This is a genomic window from Curtobacterium sp. VKM Ac-1395, assembly GCF_015350975.1.
GTDB lineage: Bacteria > Actinomycetota > Actinomycetes > Actinomycetales > Microbacteriaceae > Curtobacterium.
In genome coordinates, this window is record NZ_JADKRX010000003.1 from 507812 (window position 1) to 526695 (window position 18884).

An 18884-nucleotide genomic window follows, 5' to 3' on the forward strand; every position below is an offset into this window, starting at 1 on the left:
GTCGGGTCAGCCCTTCGCCGCGGCCTGGTTGACGGTCTTGACGATGTCGTTGACCGAGCCCTTGCCGGCGAGCAGGTCGACGACGCTGGTGTTCAGCGCGTTGCCGACGTTCTGGCCGTACAGGGTGTCCAGGTAGTTCGACACGAACGGCGCCTTGTTGTAGGCCGCGAGGACGGACTTCAGGTACGGCTCGGTGACGACGGACTGGGCCGACTCGTTCGCCGGGATCGCGTTGAAGGCCTTGTAGTACTCCTGCTGCACGGTCTTCTCGGTCATGTAGTTGAGGAACTGCGTGCACGGGCCCTTCGGCGCCTTGGCGGAGCAGGAGTACCCGTCGACCGCACCCATCATCGAACCGGGCTCACCCTTGCCGCCGGACACCTCCGGGAAGGGGAAGAAGCCGAGGTCGGCGAGGGGCTTGGCGTCGGGGGTGAGCGAGGAGATCACGCCCGGGTCCCACGCACCCATGAGCTCCATGGCGGCCTTGTGGTTCGCGACCAGGCCGGCCGAGCTGCCGGCACCCTGCTGGGCGGCGGTGGTCAGGTAGCCGTCGTTGAAGGGCTTGGTGTCGAAGAACGTCTTGGTGTCCTGACCGGCCTGCTTCCAGCAGCTGTCCGTGAACTTGAGGTCCTTCGCGGCACCGTTCAGCGTCTTCTCGCTGCAGGCGCGCAGCGCGAAGTTGTAGTACCAGTGCGCTGCGGGCCAGGCGTCCTTGGCGCCGACGGCCACCGGCTGGATGTCGGCGTCCTTGAGCTTCTGGATGTCCGCGTTCAGCTCGTCCATCGTCGTGGGCGTGCCCTCGATGCCGGCCTGCTTGAAGAGGTCCTGGCTGTACCAGATGCCCTCGGGGTTCACGTCGACCGGCATCGCGTAGGTCTTGCCGTCGAGCTCGTAGCCCTTGAAGGCACCGGCGCTGACCTCGGTCTTGGCGTTCTTGCCGATGGAGCTGGTGATGTCCATGAGCTGGCCGGCCTGGGCCATGGCGTTCATCTTGCCGCCGCCGCGCTGCAGGAACACGTCGGGAGCGGAACCGGAGTTCAGCGCCGTCTGGAGCTTGCCGTCCAGGTCCTCGTTCTGGATCGCCTGGATCTTGATCGTGACCTTCGGGTGGGCCTGCTCGAAGTCCTTGACGGTCTTCTCCCAGAAGGCCTTGCCCGGACCGGTGGTCGAGTTGTGCCAGAAGGTCATCGAGACCTTGCCGTCACCGCTCGATGCGTCACTGCCCGCGGAACAGCCTGCGGCCGTCAGTGCGGTGGCCCCGATCAGCGCGATGGCTGCCGCGGCTCGGATCTTCCTCGTCATCGTGGAACTCCTCGGTGTCGTCGTTGACATGCGCGACATCGACTGCCGCTGCGACAGAGCGTGCCAGGCGCTCCACTGGCTTGTCAATCGATATCGATAACGTTTTCTTTACCAACGCCGACACCCCCGCCAGACGGCGCACACCGGTACGGTGAGCACATGGAGACCGCTGTCGGTGCGCAGCGCGGCCATGACCGCGTGACGATCGGCGACGTCGCGCGCGCCGCCGGGGTGTCCATCCCGACGGTGTCGAAGGTGATCAACAACCGCGACGGCGTGGCCTCGGCGACGATGCTCCGCGTGCAGGAGGTCGTCGAGCGTCTCGGCTACGAGACCTCGCTCGTCGCCAGGAGCCTCCGCAGTTCCCGTACCGGCGTCATCGGGATCCTGGTCCCCGAGTTCGAGCCGTTCTCCACCGAGCTGCTCCGTGGCGTCTCGAGCGCGGCGATCGGCACCGGGTACGAGCTGCTCGCCTACGCCGGCCTCGTGACCGGGTCGAGCCAGCCCGGGTGGGAACGCCGCTCGCTCTCCCGGCTCTCCGGCACGCTCATCGACGGCGCCATCGTCGTGACGCCGAGCACGGCGCTGTCGAGCTCGTCCATCCCCGTCGTCGCGATCGACCCGCACACCGGCCCCGAGGGCCACGCCACGGTCGACACCGACAACGCCGGCGGTGCCAGGAGCGCGGTCGAACACCTGCTCGCCCTCGGCCACACCCGGATCGCCCACATCCACGGCCGTGCGGACCTGGCGTCGGCACAGCTCCGCGAGACCGGGTACCGCGAGGCCCTCGCCGCCGCCGGGATCCCGATCGACGAGGACCTCGTCCGCGCCGGTGACTACCAGGAGGACCAGGCCACGGCCGTCGCCTGCGAGCTGCTCACCGCGCCGGACCGCCCCACCGCCGTGTTCGCCGCGAACGACTCCTCCGCGATGGGCGTCCTGCGCGCCGCCGCGGACCTCGGGCTCCGTGTCCCGGAGGAGCTCTCGGTGATCGGGTTCGACGACGTGCCCCAGGCCTCGATGACCTCGCCGCCGCTCACCACCGTCGCCCAGCCCCTGGCCGAGCTCGGCGCCGCGGCGGTCGACATGCTGCTCGCGATGCTCCGCGGCGAACCGGGCCCCGACCACGTGCGGATGACGACGAGCCTCCGCGTGCGGCGGAGCACCGGGCCGGTCCCGACCGAGGTACGGCGGGTCGACGCCGCCTGACGGCGCCCTCAGCGTCGCAGCGTCTGCTTCGGGTACTCGCCGAACCGCTCGTAGTACGCGGCCGAGAACCGGCCGAGATGCGCGAACCCCCAGCGCCGTGCGACGTCACCGACGGTCACCGACTGCGGGTCCTGCTCGAGGAGGTCGTCACGCACGCGCTCGAGCCGCACCTCGCGCAGGTAGGTCAGGGGCGAGACGCCGAGCACCCGCGCGAAGGACTCCTGGACGCTCCGCACGCTGAGCTCCCCGACGGTGGCGAGGTCGCCGACCGTCACGGGCTCGCGGACGTGGGCGTGCACGTACTCGACCATCGCGCGCAGCCGGGCGTTCCTCGGCAGCGACAGCTCAGCGGGCAGGGCCTCCGAGCGCGGCGGGTACAACCCGAGGAAGGCCTCCGCCGCCGCACGCTTCGCGATCCCCCAGGCCCGGGACTCGACCCCGTCGCGGAGCGCCCGCGACAGGCTGACGAGCGCGTCCCCCCACCGGCCGAGCGCGCTCGCGTCGGGCGCCCGGTGGTGGTCGAACCGCAGGGGCGACTCACCGACGTCGTAGTGGTCGACGGCGACGTCGTGGACCATCGCGCGGGACAGGTGGACCAGGCGCTGGTCGGAGTCGTTGCCGATCACGACGAAGGCCTGCTCCGTCGGGTAGAGCGTGGGGGCGTCACGGCGGGAGTCGACGCGCTCCCCGTCGAGGTCGACGACCACGGACCCCGCGGTCACCCACTGCACGACGTAGTCGTCCCCGGGGTCGACGACGCCACGGACGAAGCCCTGCACGCGGGAGCGGCGGATCGTCACCTCGCTGTCGCCGATCGCCGTGTAGCGGTAGGAGTAGTCGGCACCGGTGCGGCGCGACGTCCACTGACGACCTGCACCGACGGCGGTCAGGTCACGGACGGCCGACTCGGGGTCGCGTCCGGTGACCTCGATGCGGATCAGGTCGACCGACGCGGACGAACCGTCGTTCGGGGCATCGGGCATCAGCGCACCGCCCGCCACGCCGGGGTGCTGCCTGTGACGCTCTCCTCGCTATCTGGATACGCTGTTGCCCTGACCTGGGCGTAACGTGACGCGCAGCCGAGACGCACGGAGGAGGCGACGGGGTGACGGCCAGCGACCTGGAGCTCGACCTCGACGCCGCGCTCACGCGACTCGACGCCTCGATGGCTGCCCTGCGCAACCGGCTCCGCGAGCACCTGGGCATCGCGGGCGTCGACCTCACCGTCGTGCAGTTCGTGTCCCGCGCCGAGTCCGGCGGACGACCCGTTCGCGTGAAGGACCTGTCCTCGCACCTCGGCATCACCGGGCCGGCGGTCACCAGCGCGGTCGACCGCCTGGAGCGGTCGGGTCACCTGTTGCGCCGCCCGAACCCCGACGACGGACGGAGCCGCCTGATCGAGCTCACGGACACCAGCCGGGAGCAGTACCACGCCGCGATGGACAGCACGAACGAGCACCTGCACGAGCTGATGTCCTCCTTCTCCGATCGCGACAAGGCCCGGTTCGTCCGCATCATCGACCGTGTGGTCCGGGCGCTCGACGGCGGGGCCCCGAGCCCCTGAACGGCAGATTAGAGGGGGCGCGACGAACCTTCGGGTTCATTGTCCGCGGAGCGCAGTTGGATAAGTCTTCTACCTAAATCCGGTCATCGCAAGAGGCTCGGTCGTAGCGTCTGACCCGGTGGGAACACCTGGGGACGGATCAGGACGGAGGACGCTGTGAGCAACTACGACACCGAGCCGGGCATCGACCCGGTCCGCATCACCACCTTCCGGAGGATGCGACGCAAGTGGAAGTTCGGGGAACAGCCGACCGAGGACCAGACGGTCTTCGACGACCTGTTCACCGACACGGCGCGCCAGCGCTGACGCTGCACACACGAGAGCGGCGCGACGTCCCCCGAAGACGTCGCGCCGCTCTCGTGCGTGGTGAGTTGATCCCCACGTAGAGGGTCGAATCGCGCGTTGGTGGTCGGATCTTCCGACCACCAACGCGCGATCCCCCTTGCATCGCGAGTGCGATGGGTGCGAACGCGCACCGCGCCGGACGGGAGGCTCGTGCCGGCCTGGCACCGAGCCTCCCGTCCGGTGGGTACGGGCTCCGGCAGCGCGGGTCAGGCGGGGCGCGGCGCCGCGGCCGTGGACTCCGCGGGACGGAGGACGCACGGCAGCAGGAAGTGCGGGAGGTCCGCCGAGGTGCCGTCGAGCTGCTCGATGAGGGCGTCGGCCGCCCGCGTGCCGAGCTCCCGGCCGGGCGCGACCATCGTGGAGAGCCGCGGGTAGTGCTGGTCCCCCGCGGCACCGGACGACGCGATGCTCAGCACCGAGACGTCCTCGGGGATCCGGCGTCCGGCGGCGTACAGCCCGACCAGGAGCCCGGCGGACGAGTCGTCCTTCATGACGAGCACCGCGGTGACGTCGGGCGCGGCCTCGAGGAGCTTCCGGGCAGCCTCGCGACCACCTTCGCTCCCGGCCTCCGAGTACACGACGGTCCCGGTGAGCCCGCGGTCGGCGATCGAGCGCTCGAAGGTGGCCTCCACCCGGAGGTGCGGCGCGTAGCCCTCCATCGGGGTGCCCGCCAGGTCCTCGAGCACGAGTCCGAAGTGCCGGTGCCCGAGCTCCTCGAGGTGGTCGAGGCTGTCCTCGATCGTCGTCTCGAAGTCGATGTCGACGTACGGCAGCCCACTGCTGTCCCGGGTCCGGCCGATGAGCGTGAAGGGGACGTCGAGTTCGGAGAGCTTGGCGACGCGGGGGTCGTCCATGCGCACCTCCATGAGCACCACCCCGTCGACGAGGCCCCCGGAGACGAGGTCGTCGAGGTCGTCACCAGCGGGGTCGACCGGCCAAAGCACCAGGTGGTAGCCGCGCTCGGACGCCCGCTCGGCAGCGGCCATGAAGAACTCCGACGTGGTGGGGCTGAACCGGTTGCCGGTCGTCGGGAACAGCAGCGCGATGATCCGGGTGCGGCGTGACGCGAGCGCCCGGGCGACGACGTTGTTCCGGAACTTCAGGTCGCGCATCGCCGCCTTCACCCGCGCGGTGGTGGCGGGCGTGACGTACTTCGTGCCGTTGACCACGAAGGAGACGGTGGCGATGGAGACGCCGGCGCGGTCGGCGACCTGCTGCATCGTGGCCAAGGCGGTTCCTGCTCTCGGGGTCGTGGTCTGGACCAGCCGAGGTCGTACCGACATCGAACTGAGACGTTCCCAGCTTAGCGGGACCTTTTCAGAAAAGCGCTTTACAGGCAAAGCGCTTATCTGTTAGCTTCTCGCCTCAAGAAGACCCGCGACGACGACGTCCCGAGCGTCGGCGACGCGTGCCTGACCCCAAGCACCCGTCAACGAGAAGAGCTATGCAATGAAGCCCAGCCTCCCCTCCACGTCACGCAGGATCCGTGCCCTCGTCGGCGCCGTCGCGGTGGTCGCCGCGATCCCCCTCGTCCTCACCGGGTGCTCCGGCAGCGGTGCCGCGTCGTCCGGTGGCAAGACCCTCACGATCGAGGACTACTACGCGGCGAACTACAACCCGATCTACAAGCAGTGCGCCAAGACGGTGGACGCGAAGCTCACCATCAACCACGTCGCCGGCGCCGGCCTGATCGCGAAGGTGCTGCAGCAGGCATCGTCCCGGTCGCTGCCCGACGTGCTCATGCTCGACAACCCCGACGTGCAGCAGATCGCCGCCTCCGGTGCCCTGTCCGACCTCGGTGACTACGGCCTCGACGCCAGCGGCGACGTGCCCGGCGTCAAGGCGGCGAACACGTACAAGGGCAAGCTCTACGGGCTGCAGCCGGCGACGAACTCGATCGCGCTGTACTACAACAAGAAGCTCCTCGCCGACGCCGGTGTCCAGCCGCCCAAGACGTGGGACGAGCTGCAGGCGGCCGCGAAGAAGCTCACGAAGGGGTCGACCTACGGCTTCGCGATGAGCAACATCAACACCTACGAGGGCACCTGGCAGTTCCTGCCGATGTTCTGGTCGAACGGCGGGGACGAGAAGGACATCGCCACCCCCGAGGCCACGCAGGCCCTGCAGTTCGTCGAAGGCCTGCAGAACGACGGCTCGATGTCGAAGAGCTCGATCAACTGGGCGCAGGCCGACGTGAACAGCCAGTTCATCGCCGGCAAGGCCGCCATGATGATCAACGGCCCGTGGCAGCTCCCCGCGCTGAACGCGGCGAAGAACCTCGAGTTCGACAGCGTCCCGATCCCGACCCGGACCGGCGAGGCGACCGTCGCACCGCTCGGCGGCGAGGCGTTCACCGTCCCGCAGACCGGCAACAAGGACACCATGACGCTCGCCGGCAAGTTCGTCGGCTGCCTCAACTCCGTGAAGATGCAGAAGGTCATCGCCGGCACCACCGGCAACGTCCCGACGAACATCGAGGCCGGCGCCGCCTGGGCCACGGACCACCCGGAGGTCGCCTCCTTCGTCACCACGGTGAAGACCGCTCGCGCCCGCACGGGTGAGCTCGGACCCGACTGGCCCAAGGCCGCGACGAAGATCTACACCGCCGTCCAGCTCGCCCTCACCGGCAAGGCCGACCCCGAGGCAGCGCTCAAGCAGGCGCAGTCGCAGAGCCAGTAGTGCGGACGGAGTCGGCCGTCCGGTCGACTCCCTCCACGGGGAGCCGGTCGTCCGGCCGGCTCCCCGCCCGGTGGTGAACGCGGGAGCCGGTCGTCCGGTCGACTCCCTCGGTGGTGAACGAGAGGAACCGGCGTGAGCGCCTCAACACAGACCCGACCACGGACCCAGGTGCCCGTGGTCCCCCAACGACCCGGCCAGCGGCGAGCGCGCATGCGGGCCGGCATGACCCGGTGGCTCTTCGTGGTCCCGGCAGCCGTGTTCGTCGCGCTGTTCTTCGGCTACCCCGTGGCCAAGAACATCGTGATGTCCTTCCAGGACTACACGACGAAGACCTTCTTCACGGGCGAGGCCCCCTGGGTCGGCCTGAGCAACTACATCGCCGTGTTCCAGAGCTCGGTGTTCGCGACGAGTGTCGTGAACACCGCCCTGTTCACGGCCGGCTCGATCATCCTGCAGTTCGTCATCGGGCTCAGCCTGGCGCTGTTCTTCCGCCGCCACTTCCCGCTGTCGGGCTTCCTGCGCGGCCTGCTCCTGCTGCCGTGGCTGCTCCCCCTCATCGCCTCGAGCGCGGTGTGGAAGTGGCTCCTCGACCAGGACAGCGGTGCGCTCAACCAGCTCCTCGGCGTGGTCGGGATCGCCCCGGTGCCGTGGCTGGTCAGCCCGAGCCTGGCGCTCCTCGCCGTGATCGGCGTCAACGTGTGGCTCGGCATCCCGTTCAACACGACGATCCTCTACAGCGGGCTGCAGTCCGTCCCGCCGGAGCTCTACGAAGCCGCGTCCCTCGACGGCGCCACGGGCATCAAGGCCTTCCGGTACATCACCTGGCCGAGCATCCGGTCGGTGGTGAGCGTCGTGATCGTCCTCGGGGTGGTCTACACGTTGAAGGTCGTGGACATCATCCTCGGCCTCACCGGAGGCGGCCCCGCGAACTCGACCCAGACGCTGGCGACCAACGCGTACCACCAGTCCTTCATCAACTTCCAGTTCGGCATCGGAGCCGCGGTCAGCAACGTGCTGATCGTCGTCTCGTTCGTCTTCGCGATGGTCTACATCGCGATCTCCCGGAAGGCGGTCGACGAATGAGCGTCGGGATCGTGAACCAGACCGTGACCGCGACCCGCGCGATCACCACCAGGCGCGGCGCGAAGGTCCCGCGACCGCGCGGCAAGCGGGGGATCCCGCTGACGATCCTCGGCATCGTGTTCCTCGCGATCATGGTGTTCCCCGTCTACTGGATGGTGAACACGAGCTTCCAGGCGACCTCGGGTGCGGCCACGGCGACGTGGTTCCCCCTGGCGCCGACGCTCGCCGGCTACCGCGCGGCGCTCGAACAGCAGGGCCAGAACTTCGTCTCGAGCATGGTGATCAGCCTCGGGACCGTCGTCCTGACGCTGGCCGTCGCCACCCCGGCGGCGTACGGCCTCGCCCGGTTCCGGATGCGCGGCACGCGGGTGTTCCTGCTCGTGCTGCTCATCACGCAGATGATCCCGGCGATCGTCATCGCGAACGCCCTGTACACGCTGTTCAACAACGTGGGGCTCCTGAACAGCTACGTCGGCCTGATCCTCGCCGACAGCGCCGTGCAGGTGCCGTTCGCCATCCTGCTGATGCGCGCCTTCATGGAGTCGATCCCGCCGAGCCTGGTCGAGGCGGCCCTGGTCGACGGAGCGAGCGACTTCCGGGCGTTCGTGTCGATCGTCGTCCCGATCAGCCGGAACGCCATCGTCACCGCGGCGCTGTTCACGTTCCTCGGGGCCTGGGGCGACTTCCTCATCGCCCTCACACTGACCTCGACGACCGCGGTCCGCCCGATCACGCTCGGCATCTACAACTACATCGGGTCGAACGTCACCGACTGGGGGCCCGTGATGGCGACGAGCGTGCTGGCGTCCCTGCCGGCCGCCGTGCTGCTCATCTTCGCGCAGCGGTACATCTCCGCCGGCGCCCTCGGCGGAGCCGTCAAGTGACCCACACATCCGAACGACACGACCCCGATCAGGGAAGAAGAAGCAACGACATGAGCGACACGACCACCACACCGCTCCGCATCACCGTCTGGGGCGAGAACGTCCACGAGCAGGTCGAACAGCACGTCGCCGAGCGGTACCCCGACGGCATGCACGGCGCGATCGCCGACGGCATCCGCGAGAACCTGCCCGACGCCGTCGTCCGCACCGCGACCATGCAGGACCCCGAGCACGGCCTGACCGACGAGGTCCTCGCCCAGACCGACGTCCTCACCTGGTGGGGCCACGCCGCGCACCAGGACGTCGACGACGCCGTGGTCGACCGCGTGCACAAGCACGTGCTGTCCGGCATGGGCCTGATCGTCCTGCACTCGGGCCACTGGTCGAAGATCTTCGGCAAGCTGATGGGCACCACCTGCACGCTCCGGTGGCGCAGCGAGCACGACCAGGAACTCGTCTGGACCGTGAACCCGCAGCACCCGATCACGCGCGGCGTCCCGAACCCGATCGTCATCCCCGAGCAGGAGATGTACGGCGAGTACTTCGACGTGCCGACCCCCGACGAGCTCGTGTTCATCTCGGGCTTCACCGGCGGCGAGGTGTTCCGGAGCGGCATGACCTACCGACGCGGCCTGGGGAAGATCTTCTACTTCTCCCCCGGTGACCAGGACTTCCCCGTGTACCACCACCCCGACGTCCGCCGCGTGATCGCGAACGCCACCGAGTGGGCACGGCCCGAGCGCGAGCGGGAGATCCCGACGCTCCGCCGCTACGACCTCGGCGAGTACTTCGACGGCCAGCACTACCGCGGCCCGTTCGACGACGCCCCCGTCGAGGACGCGGCAGCCGAGCACGACGCAGCCCAGCACGACGCAGCCCCGCTCGACGCCGAGGTCCGGGCGTGACCGCCCTCCGCGTCGTGCAGGTCGGTGCCGGCGGGATGGGCCGCGCCTGGCTCAGCACCGTCGCCGCCGACCCGGACGTCGAACTCGTCGGCATCGTGGACCTGGACCTCGACGTCGCCCGCGCCGGTGCCGAACTGGCCGGCGACCCCGGGATCCCGGTCGGCACGAGCCTGACCGCCCTGGCCGCCGAGACCGGGGCCGAGGCCGTGCTCGACATCACGGTGCCCGTCGCCCACCACCCCATCACGCTCGAGGCCCTGCACGCCGGCCTCCCCGTGCTCGGCGAGAAGCCCGCGGCGCAGACCGTCGCCGAGGCGCTGTCCCTGGCCGCGGCCGCCGAGGCCACCGGCGAGCTGTTCATGGTGTCGCAGTCGCGGCGCTACAACGACCAGCTCGTCGCGTTCCGGCAGCACGTCCGCGACCTCGGCGACCTCGGCACGCTGAGCACCCGCTTCGCGAAGGCCCCGCACTTCGGCGGTTTCCGCGAGGAGATGGACGACGTCCTGCTCCTCGACATGGCCATCCACCCGTTCGACTCGGCCCGCTACGTGCTCGAACGCGACCCGGTGTCGGTCTACTGCGAGTCGTACAACCCCTCGTGGTCCTGGTACCGCGGTGACGCGGCGGCCGCTGCGGTCTTCACGTTCGAGGGCGACGTCCGCTACGTCTACGACGGCTCCTGGTGCGCACCGGGAGCCGAGACGTCCTGGAACGGCGACTGGCGGGCTTCGGGCGCGGAGGGCACCGCGCTGTGGGACGGCGACCACGACCCGTCGAGCGACCGTGACGGCACGCCCGGCTCCCCCGAGGCCGCCCCCGGCGTCGGGACCGAGATCGGCGGTGCCCTGACGTCCTTCGTGCGTGCGCTCCGCACCGGTGTCACCCCGGACGGCGAGGTGCACACGAACATCATGAGCCTCGCGATGGTCGAGGCCGCGATCCGCTCCACCCGGACCGGCACCCGCATCGTCATCGACGAGGTGCTCGAGCAGGCCCACGCCGACGCGCTGGCCGCGGAGCGGCACGATGCGGTGCGCGAGCGCCTCGCGGCGTGGGGGTCCGTCCGGAGCGCGCTGACGAGTGCGGTGCCAGCTGGCTGATCGGCACCGGTTGCTCCGTCAGCACGAGACGGACGGGAGGCTCCCCACCAGCTGGTGGGGAGCCTCCCGTCCGTCGGGGGGTGCGGCAGAGCGGACGACGGGGGACGATGGAGGTCCGCCCACGAACCAAGGAGCTCCCGTGCAGATCGACCTCGGCGGCAGGACCGCCCTCGTGACCGGATCCACCCAGGGCATCGGCCTGGCGATCGCCACCGGACTCGCGTCGGCCGGTGCGTCCGTCGTGGTGAACGGCCGCTCCGAGGAGAGCACGGCGCGGGGCGTCGACGCCGTCCGCGACGCCGTGCCCGACGCTTCGGTGCGCGGGGTCGCTGCCGACCTGGCGACGGACGAGGGCACGGCGACGCTCTTCGCGGCGCTGCCCCGGGTCGACGTGCTCGTGAACAACCTCGGGGTGTTCGGCAGCGCCGACGCGCTGGGCATCGAGGACGACGAGTGGCGCCGCTTCTTCGAGGTGAACGTCATGGTCGGCGTGCGGCTGACGCGGCAGTACCTGCCCGGTATGACCTCGGCCGGCTGGGGCCGGGTGCTGTTCATCGGCAGCGACTCGGCCGTCGTCACCCCGGCGGAGATGATCCACTACGGCATGACGAAGACCGCGCTGCTCGGGGTGTCCCGCGGGTTCGCGAAGGCGGCGGCCGGCACCGGCGTAACCGTGAACAACGTCCTCGCAGGGCCGACGCACACGGGTGGCGTCGAGACCTTCGTGCGCGAGCTCGTCGGGGACGACCTGCCGTGGGACGAGGCGCAGCGGGAGTTCATGAAGGAGCACCGGCCGCAGTCGCTGCTGCAGCGGCTGATCGAGCCGTCGGAGATCGCGAACATGGTGGTGTACCTGGCGTCACCGCTCGCCTCGGCGACGACGGGTGCTGCGGTGCGGGTGGACGGCGGGTACATCGACGCGATCCTGCCGTAGGGGTGGGCGCGCCCAGGGCGTTCGCGCCACGGGCCGCGTCAGCGCGAGCGGGACGGGGGGCGCGTCAGCGCGAGCGGACAGCCGCGCCGAGGACCTCGTCCGCGCGGTCGTTCAGCCGCCCGAGCAGCGCCGACAGCGCCCGCAGGTCGTCGTCGGGGAACACCTCGATGAGCTCGTCGAAGACCTCGTCCCCGTGCGCGTCGAGCACGTCGAGCAGGCGTTGACCGGCGGGAGCGACCTCGAGCAGACTCGCGCGGCCGTCCTCGGGGTCCGTCGTGCTCGCCAGGTGCCCGGCCGCGACGAGTGAGCCCACGCGGCGGCTGACCACGGGCCGCGACAGCCCGGTCAGCTCGGCGACGACGGTCGAGCGCACCGGCCCGAGACGTTCGACCGCGCGCAGGATCACCCGCGCCGTCGCATCGAGCCCACCCCGGTCCTCGATGAGCACCGAGCGCAGGGCCTGCCGCACCCACAACCGGTCGAGCTGCTGGCGGAGTGCGCGCTCGGAGTCGCCTCGCGTGGCGGCGGGCTGGTCATCGGTCACCAGCCAAGACTAGGGCGCTCATTTAGTTGCTTGCTGGAAGCATCTAGTGTAACTTTGCACTCGCTGCAAGGTCGAGAACGGTGCCGGCGCCCACCCCACGGGTCCGCGCGACGGTGCGTCCGGTCTCCCGAGCAGCCGCCCCACCGATCGAACCGAAGGAACCCATGTCAACCGCCACCGCACCGGTCCAGGTGCACCGCGGACGTCACGGCGCCTCCGCAGCCGGCACGCCCGGCTCCGGGCAGCCGCTCATGACGCACCGCCAGATCCTGCTCGTCATCTACGGCCTGATGGCCGGCATGTTCCTGTCCTCGCTCGGGCAGACCGTGTTCGGCACCGCCATCCGCACCATCGGTGACGACCTGCACGGGCTCGACCAGCAGGCGTGGGTCACGACGGCGTACCTGATCACGTCGACCATCGCGACGCCGATCTACGGCAAGCTCTCCGACATCTTCGGCCGCCGCCCGCTCTACATCTTCGGCATCGTGGTCTTCATCCTCGGCGCCGTGCTGTCGTCGATGTCCACGTCGATGCTCATGCTCGCCGGCTTCCGCGCCGTGCAGGGCATCGGCGCCGGCGCGCTGATGTCGCTGCCGCTCGCGATCATGGGCGACATCCTCGCGCCGCGTGAGCGCGCCAAGTACCAGGGCTACTTCCTGGCCGTCTTCGGCATCTCGAGCGTCATCGGCCCGCTCATCGGCGGCCTGCTCGCCGGCACGAGCGAGATCCTCTTCATCACCGGCTGGCGCTGGGTGCTCCTGATCAACGTGCCGATCGGCATCGCCGCGCTCCTCATGGTCATCGTGTTCCTGCACCTGCCGAAGGTGCACGACGCGAGCGCCAAGCCGCGCGTCGACTGGTGGGGTGCGACCGCCGTCATCGTCACGCTCGTGCCGCTGCTGCTCGTCGCCGAGCAGGGCCGCATCTGGGGCTGGGGTTCCGCTGCCGCCATCGCCTGCTACGTGATCGGCGTCGTCGGCCTGGTCGCCCTGCTCGTCATCGAGTCGAAGATGGGCGACGCGGCGATCATCCCGCTGAAGCTCTTCCGTTCGGGCACGTTCTCGATGGCCACGGTCATCGGGTTCCTGGTCGGGTTCGCGATGTTCGGCGCGATGCTCACCATCCCGCTGTACCTGCAGATCGTCGTCGGGCTCAGCCCCACCGAGTCCGGCTTCGCCACGCTGCCCCTGGTCGGTGGCCTGATGATCGCGTCCATCACGTCCGGGCAGATCGTCGCCCGGGTGGGCCGCTACCGCGTCTTCCCGGTCATCGGCACGGCCCTGGTCTCGATGGGCTACGTCGTCCTGACGTTCATGTCCATCGACAAGCCGCTCTGGTTCCTGATGATCGGCATGTTCCTCATCGGGCTCGGCCTCGGATCCGTGATGCAGTCGCTGACCCTGGCCTCGCAGGGCTCCGTCGAGGCGAAGGACATGGGCGTCGCGACCAGCTCGGCGACCTTCTTCCGCCAGATCGGCGGCACGCTCGGCACCGCCGTGCTGCTCTCGATCCTGTTCTCGGTGATGCCGGCGAACATCCTCAGCGCCACCGCGGACAAGGGCAACCTGACCGGTGGTCTCGATGCCGCCCTCAACCCGGCCGTCGCCTCCGCCCCGCGGAACGCCGGCGTGATGGACCAGATCTGGGACCCGATCGTCACCCCGCTGCGCCAGCAGGTGGAGTCCGGCCTCGCCGACGGCACCGCCGCCGCGAAGCAGGCAGCCGACCAGGCAGTCACCCAGCAGGTCACCGCCGCCGTGCAGCAGCAGGTCGCCGCGGGTGCCGTGCCCGCAGCCGCTGCAGCCGAGGTCATCGACCAGCAGGTCGCCGCCGCGCAGCCCGCCGCCGAGGACGCCGCGCTCGAGCAGGCCGCCGACCAGGCGCACGCCACGGTCGAGAACGGCGCCCTGGCCGTCGACTGGTCCGACCCCGACCAGCGCGCGTACTACGTCGAGCAGGCCGTGCCGTCGATCGTCAAGGAGCTCAACGGCTCCGCGAAGGGCGACTCGGGCGCGTCGAGCACGAACGACACCTCGTTCCTCACCGGTGCCGACACGGCGCTGACGCGGCCGTTCATGGCTGGCTTCAACGCCTCGTCCGTGGCGATCTACTGGGTCGGCCTCGGGGTCATCCTGCTGGCGTTCGTCCTGACCTGGTTCTTCAAGGTCCCGCCGCTGCGACAGCGCTCGGCCCTGCAGGAACGCGCCGACATCTCCGCCGAGGCCGAACTCGAGGCCGACGCCGGTCTCGCCGCGGCCGAGGCCGGGTCCTTCACCGGTCCGATGACCGGCTCCACCCCGACCACCCGTCGGTGACCGACCGGGTCCTGCGCCGTGTTCCCCTTCCCGGCGCAGGACCCTTCCACCAGGGACGAGAACGTGACCCCCACCGCACTGCCCACCGGCGCGGAGCCCTGCGCCTCCCTCCGCGAGCGGAAGAAGCAGCAGACCCGCCAGGCCATCCACGACGCCGCACTCCGGCTCGTCGGTGAGCAGGGCCTCGGCGGGGTCACCGTCGAGCAGATCTGCGCCGAGGCGGACGTCTCCCCGCGGACCTTCTTCAACTACTTCCCGTCCAAGGCGGACGCGGCGCTCGGCTTCCCACCGAACTCCGTGCCCCCGGCCGTCCGGGCGCGGTTCCTCGCCTCGGACGGCCCCCTGGTGCCCGACCTGTGCGACCTCGTCGGGCACACCGTGGCCCTCCCCCAGGACCGGCACCGCGCCCGTGACCTCGTCGAACGGCACCCCGAGGTGATGCCGACGATGCTCGACTGGATGGCCGCCGTCCGCGCCGCCGTCATCGAGGTGGCGGCCGAGCGCACCGACCGGCAGACCGCCAGGACCGCCGTCACCCTCGTGATGGCCGCGCTCATCGAGCTGGCGCAGCGCACCACGGTCGCGGACAGCGACGAGCTCGCCGCGACGCTGCGCGTCGTCGTCACCGAGATGGGCGCGATGACCCGCGTCTGACGGCCTGGAGGCTCCCCACCAGCTGGTGGGGAGCCTCCAGTCCGTCATCGATGCGAGCAGCGAGCGGAATCGCGCGCCGACGGTCGGAAGTTCCGACCCCCGACGCGCGATCCGACCTGCCACGCGCGGATCGACCCGCGACGCGCAGTCCGGCCGCCCTTCCGCGGCTACGGTGACCATGTGCCCCGAGCAGCGCCGACGACCGACCCCAGCGCCTCCGACGACGGCGGCCTGCTCGTCGTCGCTCCCGACGCCCGCCCTCGCTCGGCGCGCACCACGCCGTGGGGCCGCGTCCTCGTGGGCGTGGTCCTCGTCGCCCTGCTCGGCGGCGCCGCGGTGGCCACGGTCGGGACCCTCGTGTCGCAGCGCACCGCCGAACGCTTCGCGGTCGAGGACGCCACCGAGGACACCGCGGCCGTCGCCCGCTCCGTCGTCGAACCCGCGCTGCTCGACGCCATCGCCGACCACGACCCCGCCGAGCGCGCTGCAGCCGCGGACGAGCTCGCCCGTGCCGTCCGGGGTGTGACCGCGGCGAGCGCCGCCGTCCGCGTGAAGCTCTGGGCACCGGACGGCACCGTGCTCTGGTCGGACGAACCCCGGCTTGTCGGGCAGCGGTTCGCCCTGTCGGAGGAGGACCTCGAAGCGCTCGAGACCGACCGGTCCGACGCCGAGGTGTCCGACCTGACGGAGCCGGAGAACCGCTACGAACGCGGTCAGGGGCGGTTGCTCGAGGCGTACCAGGCGGTGCACACCCCGTCGGGCGCACCGCTGCTGCTCGAGGTCTACTACCCGTACGACGCGGTGCTGGCCAGCGCTGCCTCGCTCCGGTCGGCGTTCGCGACGCTCGCATTCGGGACGGTGGCGGTCGCCGTGGCCCTGCTCCTGCCCGTCGTGCTGTGGCTGCTGCTCCGGCTGCGGGCAGGTCAGCGGGAGCGGGAGCGGCTGCTCGTGCGGGCGCTCGACGCGGAGACCGCCGAGCGTCGTCGTCTGGCGGCGGACCTGCACGACGGGCCGGTGCAGGACATCGCAGGGCTCGCCCTGTCCCTCGGCGCCGCGGCCCGCACCACGACCGGCCCCGGGTCGGCCGTGCTCGACGAGTCCGCCACGACACTGCGGGCGGCCGTGTCGACGCTGCGGTCGTCGATGTCGGCGATCCAGCCACCGGTGCCCGACCGCGCGGGGCTCGTCGCGGCACTCGACGACGCCACGGCCCGGGGTCGTGCGGCCGGTGTGCGGACGGTCGTGACGGTGCCGGCGACGATCGACGCCTCCCCCTCCGCACTGCTCGCGACGGTGCGGTTCGTCCGCGAGTCGGTCGCGAACACGGTCCGGCACGCAGGGGCATCGACGGTCGAGGTCGTCGTCCGTCGAAGCCTCGAGGACCTCGTCGTCGTGGTCGTCGACGACGGTGTCGGGTTCGACGCGGACACCGTCCTGTCGACACGGCGGAGCGGCCACCTCGGCACGACGCTGCTGCGCCAGATCGCGGAGGACGCCGGTGGTGCCCTCCGTCTCCGCACCACGCCGGACACCGGCACGCGGTGGGAGCTGTCGATCCCGGCTGGAGGGAGCACATGGTGAGGGTGCTGCTCGTCGACGACCACGCCCTGGTGCGGAACGGACTGCGTGCCGTGCTCGACACGACCGACGACTGCGAGGTCGTCGGCGAAGCGGCCACCGGCGAGGACGCCGTCGAACTCGCTGCCGTGCTGCTGCCCGACGTCGTCGTGATGGACCTGTCGATGCCCGGCGCGGGCGGGGCTGCGGCGACGCGGGCCCTGCGTGCGCGGGTACCCGCTGCCCGGGTGCTCGTGCTGACGACGTTCGCCGACGACGAGCGGGTCCGCGCTGCCCTGGTCGCCGGTGCCACCGGGTACCTGCTCAAGGACGCGGACCCGGACGACGTCGTGCGCGGGGTCCGGGCGACGGCGCGGGACGAGGCACCGATCGATCCCCGCGTCGCCCACGGCCTGCTGCCCGCCGACCCGGCAGGTGCGAGTGCGTCGGAGTCGGCGCCCGCGATGCCCCCGCGGGAGCGCGACGTGCTCGTCCGCCTGGCGCGTGGTCTCTCGAACCGGCAGATCGCCAGCGAACTCGGCATCGCCGAACGCACGGTGAAGGTCCACGTCGGCAGCGTCTTCCGGCGCATCGGCGTCGCGGACCGCACCAGCGCGGCGCTCTGGGCGCGGGACCACGGATGGTGACGGGGTACTAGTACCAAGGTCCGATGGTGGTGCCGTGGTGGACCGGCGACGATCGTGCCGAGGGGTCGAACCGCCCCGCAGACCAGGAGGCACACCATGGACCACACCCTCGAACCCCGCCGCACCGCGCACGGTCGCGCGGCCCGCGGTCGCACCGTCGGCCTGGCCGCCGCGATCGCCGCGGTCACCGTCGCGGCCGTCGCCCTCGTCGGGGTCGCCCCGGCACAGGCGTCCGGCAAGACCTCGACGGGCGGGGACTACGCCGTCACCGTGAACGGCACCACCACGAACCCCGCCGTCGGCAAGGACTTCAAGCTCCGGGACACCGCCGTCTCCGGCACGATCGCGGTGCGCGGCAAGCACAACGGCTTCGACATCCGGGTCGCCGACCTCGGCGTGTACGACTACACGCTGACGGGAGCCCCGGACACGCAGCGGATGGTCACGAGGCCGACCGTGGTGTTCGCGTCGAAGGTGCCGTCGCTGACCGCCGCGCAGCTGTCCGGCACGCGGCTGTCGTCGCTCGAGGTCCGGGACGACACCCTGGTCGCGATCTTCAGCACCGGCGCCGGCAAGTTCAAGATCCAGGCGAAGGACGGCGCCCAGGGCGGCGTCTTCCAGATGGAGACCGAGTTCGCCGGCCCCGTCACGTTCACGCACACGCTCGGCGCCGGGCTGTTCTACTTCACCAACCCGTACACGGGGAAGATCAACTTCGGTGACGGCACCCCGGCGGTGACCTCGGGCAGCGGGGCGAACCAGATGCTCCTCGGCAAGGACAGCCCGCAGGTCGCCACGAAGACCTCGCAGACGGCCACCACCACGACGTGGACCGTCCAGCCCGGCGGTCGCCTCGGCGGCGTGCTCGGCGAGGACGCCGTCGAGCTGAGCGCCGGAGCGACCAACTGCACGAGCGACTGCCAGGCACAGAACCAGATCCACGGGTCGCTCCCGGTGCCGCCGGACCCGGTGGACCCGACGCCGCTCGCGACGCGCTGACCACCGGACGGGAGGCTCGGTGCCAACCCGCACCGAGCCTCCCGTCTGTCGCGGTGCCAGCTGGGCGAGCGGAATCGCGCGTCGACGGTCGGAAGTTCCGACCCCCGACGCGCGATTCGACTGCCGACGCGCGGAAGGACCTGCGACGCGGGGGACG

The 18884-nt window shown here is 70.8% G+C and carries 18 protein-coding genes; 14 read left to right on the forward strand and 4 right to left on the reverse strand.

From position 1 onward, the window contains the following. Positions 1-6: 6 nt before the first annotated feature. Positions 7-1302, reverse strand: a complete 1296-nt coding sequence (locus tag ITJ68_RS11005; protein WP_194661279.1) for an ABC transporter substrate-binding protein — start codon at positions 1300-1302, stop codon at positions 7-9. 159 nt (positions 1303-1461) lie between these two features. Here ITJ68_RS11005 and ITJ68_RS11010 point away from each other — a divergent pair, with 159 nt between their 5' ends. Then, positions 1462-2514: a LacI family DNA-binding transcriptional regulator gene (locus tag ITJ68_RS11010; protein ID WP_194661280.1), complete on the forward strand. Its 1053-nt coding sequence runs from the start codon at positions 1462-1464 to the stop codon at positions 2512-2514. 8 nt (positions 2515-2522) lie between these two features. On the opposite strand, the gene ITJ68_RS11015 is transcribed toward ITJ68_RS11010, so the two are convergent. Continuing rightward, positions 2523-3497 carry an AraC family transcriptional regulator gene (locus ITJ68_RS11015; RefSeq protein WP_194661281.1) on the reverse strand — a complete coding sequence of 325 codons (975 nt, stop codon included), beginning with the start codon at positions 3495-3497 and terminating at the stop codon, positions 2523-2525. 122 nt (positions 3498-3619) lie between these two features. Here ITJ68_RS11015 and ITJ68_RS11020 point away from each other — a divergent pair, with 122 nt between their 5' ends. After that, entirely contained in the window at positions 3620-4078 is a 459-nt protein-coding gene (locus tag ITJ68_RS11020) for a MarR family winged helix-turn-helix transcriptional regulator (protein ID WP_194661282.1), read from the forward strand. Between the two features lie 156 nt (positions 4079-4234). Then, positions 4235-4384, forward strand: coding sequence for a hypothetical protein (locus ITJ68_RS11025; protein WP_175481309.1), 150 nt, complete (start codon positions 4235-4237; stop codon positions 4382-4384). A 245-nt stretch (positions 4385-4629) separates the two neighbouring features. On the opposite strand, the gene ITJ68_RS11030 is transcribed toward ITJ68_RS11025, so the two are convergent. Next, entirely contained in the window at positions 4630-5643 is a 1014-nt protein-coding gene (locus tag ITJ68_RS11030; protein WP_194661437.1) for a LacI family DNA-binding transcriptional regulator, read from the reverse strand. A 229-nt stretch (positions 5644-5872) separates the two neighbouring features. Between ITJ68_RS11030 and ITJ68_RS11035 the strand changes: the two genes are divergently transcribed. The 6 genes from ITJ68_RS11035 to ITJ68_RS11060 all read left to right on the forward strand — a co-directional run bounded on the left by ITJ68_RS11035 (position 5873) and on the right by ITJ68_RS11060 (position 12008). Next, entirely contained in the window at positions 5873-7102 is a 1230-nt protein-coding gene (locus ITJ68_RS11035; protein ID WP_194661283.1) for a sugar ABC transporter substrate-binding protein, read from the forward strand. A gap of 210 nt (positions 7103-7312) precedes the next feature. Continuing rightward, complete coding sequence (locus ITJ68_RS11040) at positions 7313-8185, forward strand: carbohydrate ABC transporter permease (protein WP_416354648.1); 873 nt, start codon at positions 7313-7315, stop codon at positions 8183-8185. Then, on the forward strand, positions 8182-9069 hold the full coding sequence (locus tag ITJ68_RS11045; RefSeq protein ID WP_194661284.1) for a carbohydrate ABC transporter permease: 888 nt from the start codon (positions 8182-8184) through the stop codon (positions 9067-9069). Before ITJ68_RS11040 ends, ITJ68_RS11045 begins: the two co-directional genes overlap by 4 nt. A gap of 50 nt (positions 9070-9119) precedes the next feature. Beyond that, a complete protein-coding gene (locus tag ITJ68_RS11050; RefSeq protein WP_194661285.1) occupies positions 9120-9974 on the forward strand; it encodes a ThuA domain-containing protein in 855 nt (284 codons plus the stop codon). Then, positions 9971-11074, forward strand: coding sequence for a Gfo/Idh/MocA family protein (locus ITJ68_RS11055; protein ID WP_268096507.1), 1104 nt, complete (start codon positions 9971-9973; stop codon positions 11072-11074). Before ITJ68_RS11050 ends, ITJ68_RS11055 begins: the two co-directional genes overlap by 4 nt. 139 nt (positions 11075-11213) lie before the next feature. Next, a complete protein-coding gene (locus tag ITJ68_RS11060) occupies positions 11214-12008 on the forward strand; it encodes an SDR family NAD(P)-dependent oxidoreductase (protein WP_194661286.1) in 795 nt (264 codons plus the stop codon). 64 nt (positions 12009-12072) lie between these two features. On the opposite strand, the gene ITJ68_RS11065 is transcribed toward ITJ68_RS11060, so the two are convergent. After that, entirely contained in the window at positions 12073-12552 is a 480-nt protein-coding gene (locus tag ITJ68_RS11065; protein WP_194661287.1) for a MarR family winged helix-turn-helix transcriptional regulator, read from the reverse strand. Between the two features lie 164 nt (positions 12553-12716). On the opposite strand from ITJ68_RS11065, the gene ITJ68_RS11070 reads away from it, so the two are divergent. From ITJ68_RS11070 to ITJ68_RS11090, 5 genes are all read left to right on the forward strand, one after another. Then, positions 12717-14870: an MDR family MFS transporter gene (locus tag ITJ68_RS11070; RefSeq protein WP_194661288.1), complete on the forward strand. Its 2154-nt coding sequence runs from the start codon at positions 12717-12719 to the stop codon at positions 14868-14870. Between the two features lie 63 nt (positions 14871-14933). After that, the gene (locus ITJ68_RS11075; protein WP_194661289.1) at positions 14934-15524 is read left to right on the forward strand and encodes a TetR/AcrR family transcriptional regulator; all 591 of its coding nucleotides are present in this window, start codon (positions 14934-14936) and stop codon (positions 15522-15524) included. Between the two features lie 180 nt (positions 15525-15704). Then, positions 15705-17105: an ATP-binding protein gene (locus ITJ68_RS19565; protein ID WP_194661290.1), complete on the forward strand. Its 1401-nt coding sequence runs from the start codon at positions 15705-15707 to the stop codon at positions 17103-17105. After that, positions 17099-17728 (forward strand): response regulator, encoded by a 630-nt coding sequence (locus tag ITJ68_RS11085; protein WP_194661291.1) that lies wholly within the window; start codon positions 17099-17101, stop codon positions 17726-17728. Before ITJ68_RS19565 ends, ITJ68_RS11085 begins: the two co-directional genes overlap by 7 nt. 96 nt (positions 17729-17824) lie before the next feature. Next, positions 17825-18727 carry a hypothetical protein gene (locus tag ITJ68_RS11090; protein ID WP_194661292.1) on the forward strand — a complete coding sequence of 301 codons (903 nt, stop codon included), beginning with the start codon at positions 17825-17827 and terminating at the stop codon, positions 18725-18727. Positions 18728-18884: the final 157 nt, after the last annotated feature.

Coding starts and splice junctions, on each gene's coding strand:
- ITJ68_RS11005 (WP_194661279.1), bottom strand. CDS start 1,302: ATGACGAGGAAGATCCGAGCCGCGGCAGCCATCGCGCTGATCGGGGCC.
- ITJ68_RS11010 (WP_194661280.1), top strand. CDS start 1,462: ATGGAGACCGCTGTCGGTGCGCAGCGCGGCCATGACCGCGTGACGATC.
- ITJ68_RS11015 (WP_194661281.1), bottom strand. CDS start 3,497: ATGCCCGATGCCCCGAACGACGGTTCGTCCGCGTCGGTCGACCTGATC.
- ITJ68_RS11030 (WP_194661437.1), bottom strand. CDS start 5,643: ATGCAGCAGGTCGCCGACCGCGCCGGCGTCTCCATCGCCACCGTCTCC.
- ITJ68_RS11035 (WP_194661283.1), top strand. CDS start 5,873: ATGAAGCCCAGCCTCCCCTCCACGTCACGCAGGATCCGTGCCCTCGTC.
- ITJ68_RS11040 (WP_416354648.1), top strand. CDS start 7,313: ATGCGGGCCGGCATGACCCGGTGGCTCTTCGTGGTCCCGGCAGCCGTG.
- ITJ68_RS11045 (WP_194661284.1), top strand. CDS start 8,182: ATGAGCGTCGGGATCGTGAACCAGACCGTGACCGCGACCCGCGCGATC.
- ITJ68_RS11050 (WP_194661285.1), top strand. CDS start 9,120: ATGAGCGACACGACCACCACACCGCTCCGCATCACCGTCTGGGGCGAG.
- ITJ68_RS11070 (WP_194661288.1), top strand. CDS start 12,717: ATGTCAACCGCCACCGCACCGGTCCAGGTGCACCGCGGACGTCACGGC.
- ITJ68_RS11085 (WP_194661291.1), top strand. CDS start 17,099: ATGGTGAGGGTGCTGCTCGTCGACGACCACGCCCTGGTGCGGAACGGA.
- ITJ68_RS11090 (WP_194661292.1), top strand. CDS start 17,825: ATGGACCACACCCTCGAACCCCGCCGCACCGCGCACGGTCGCGCGGCC.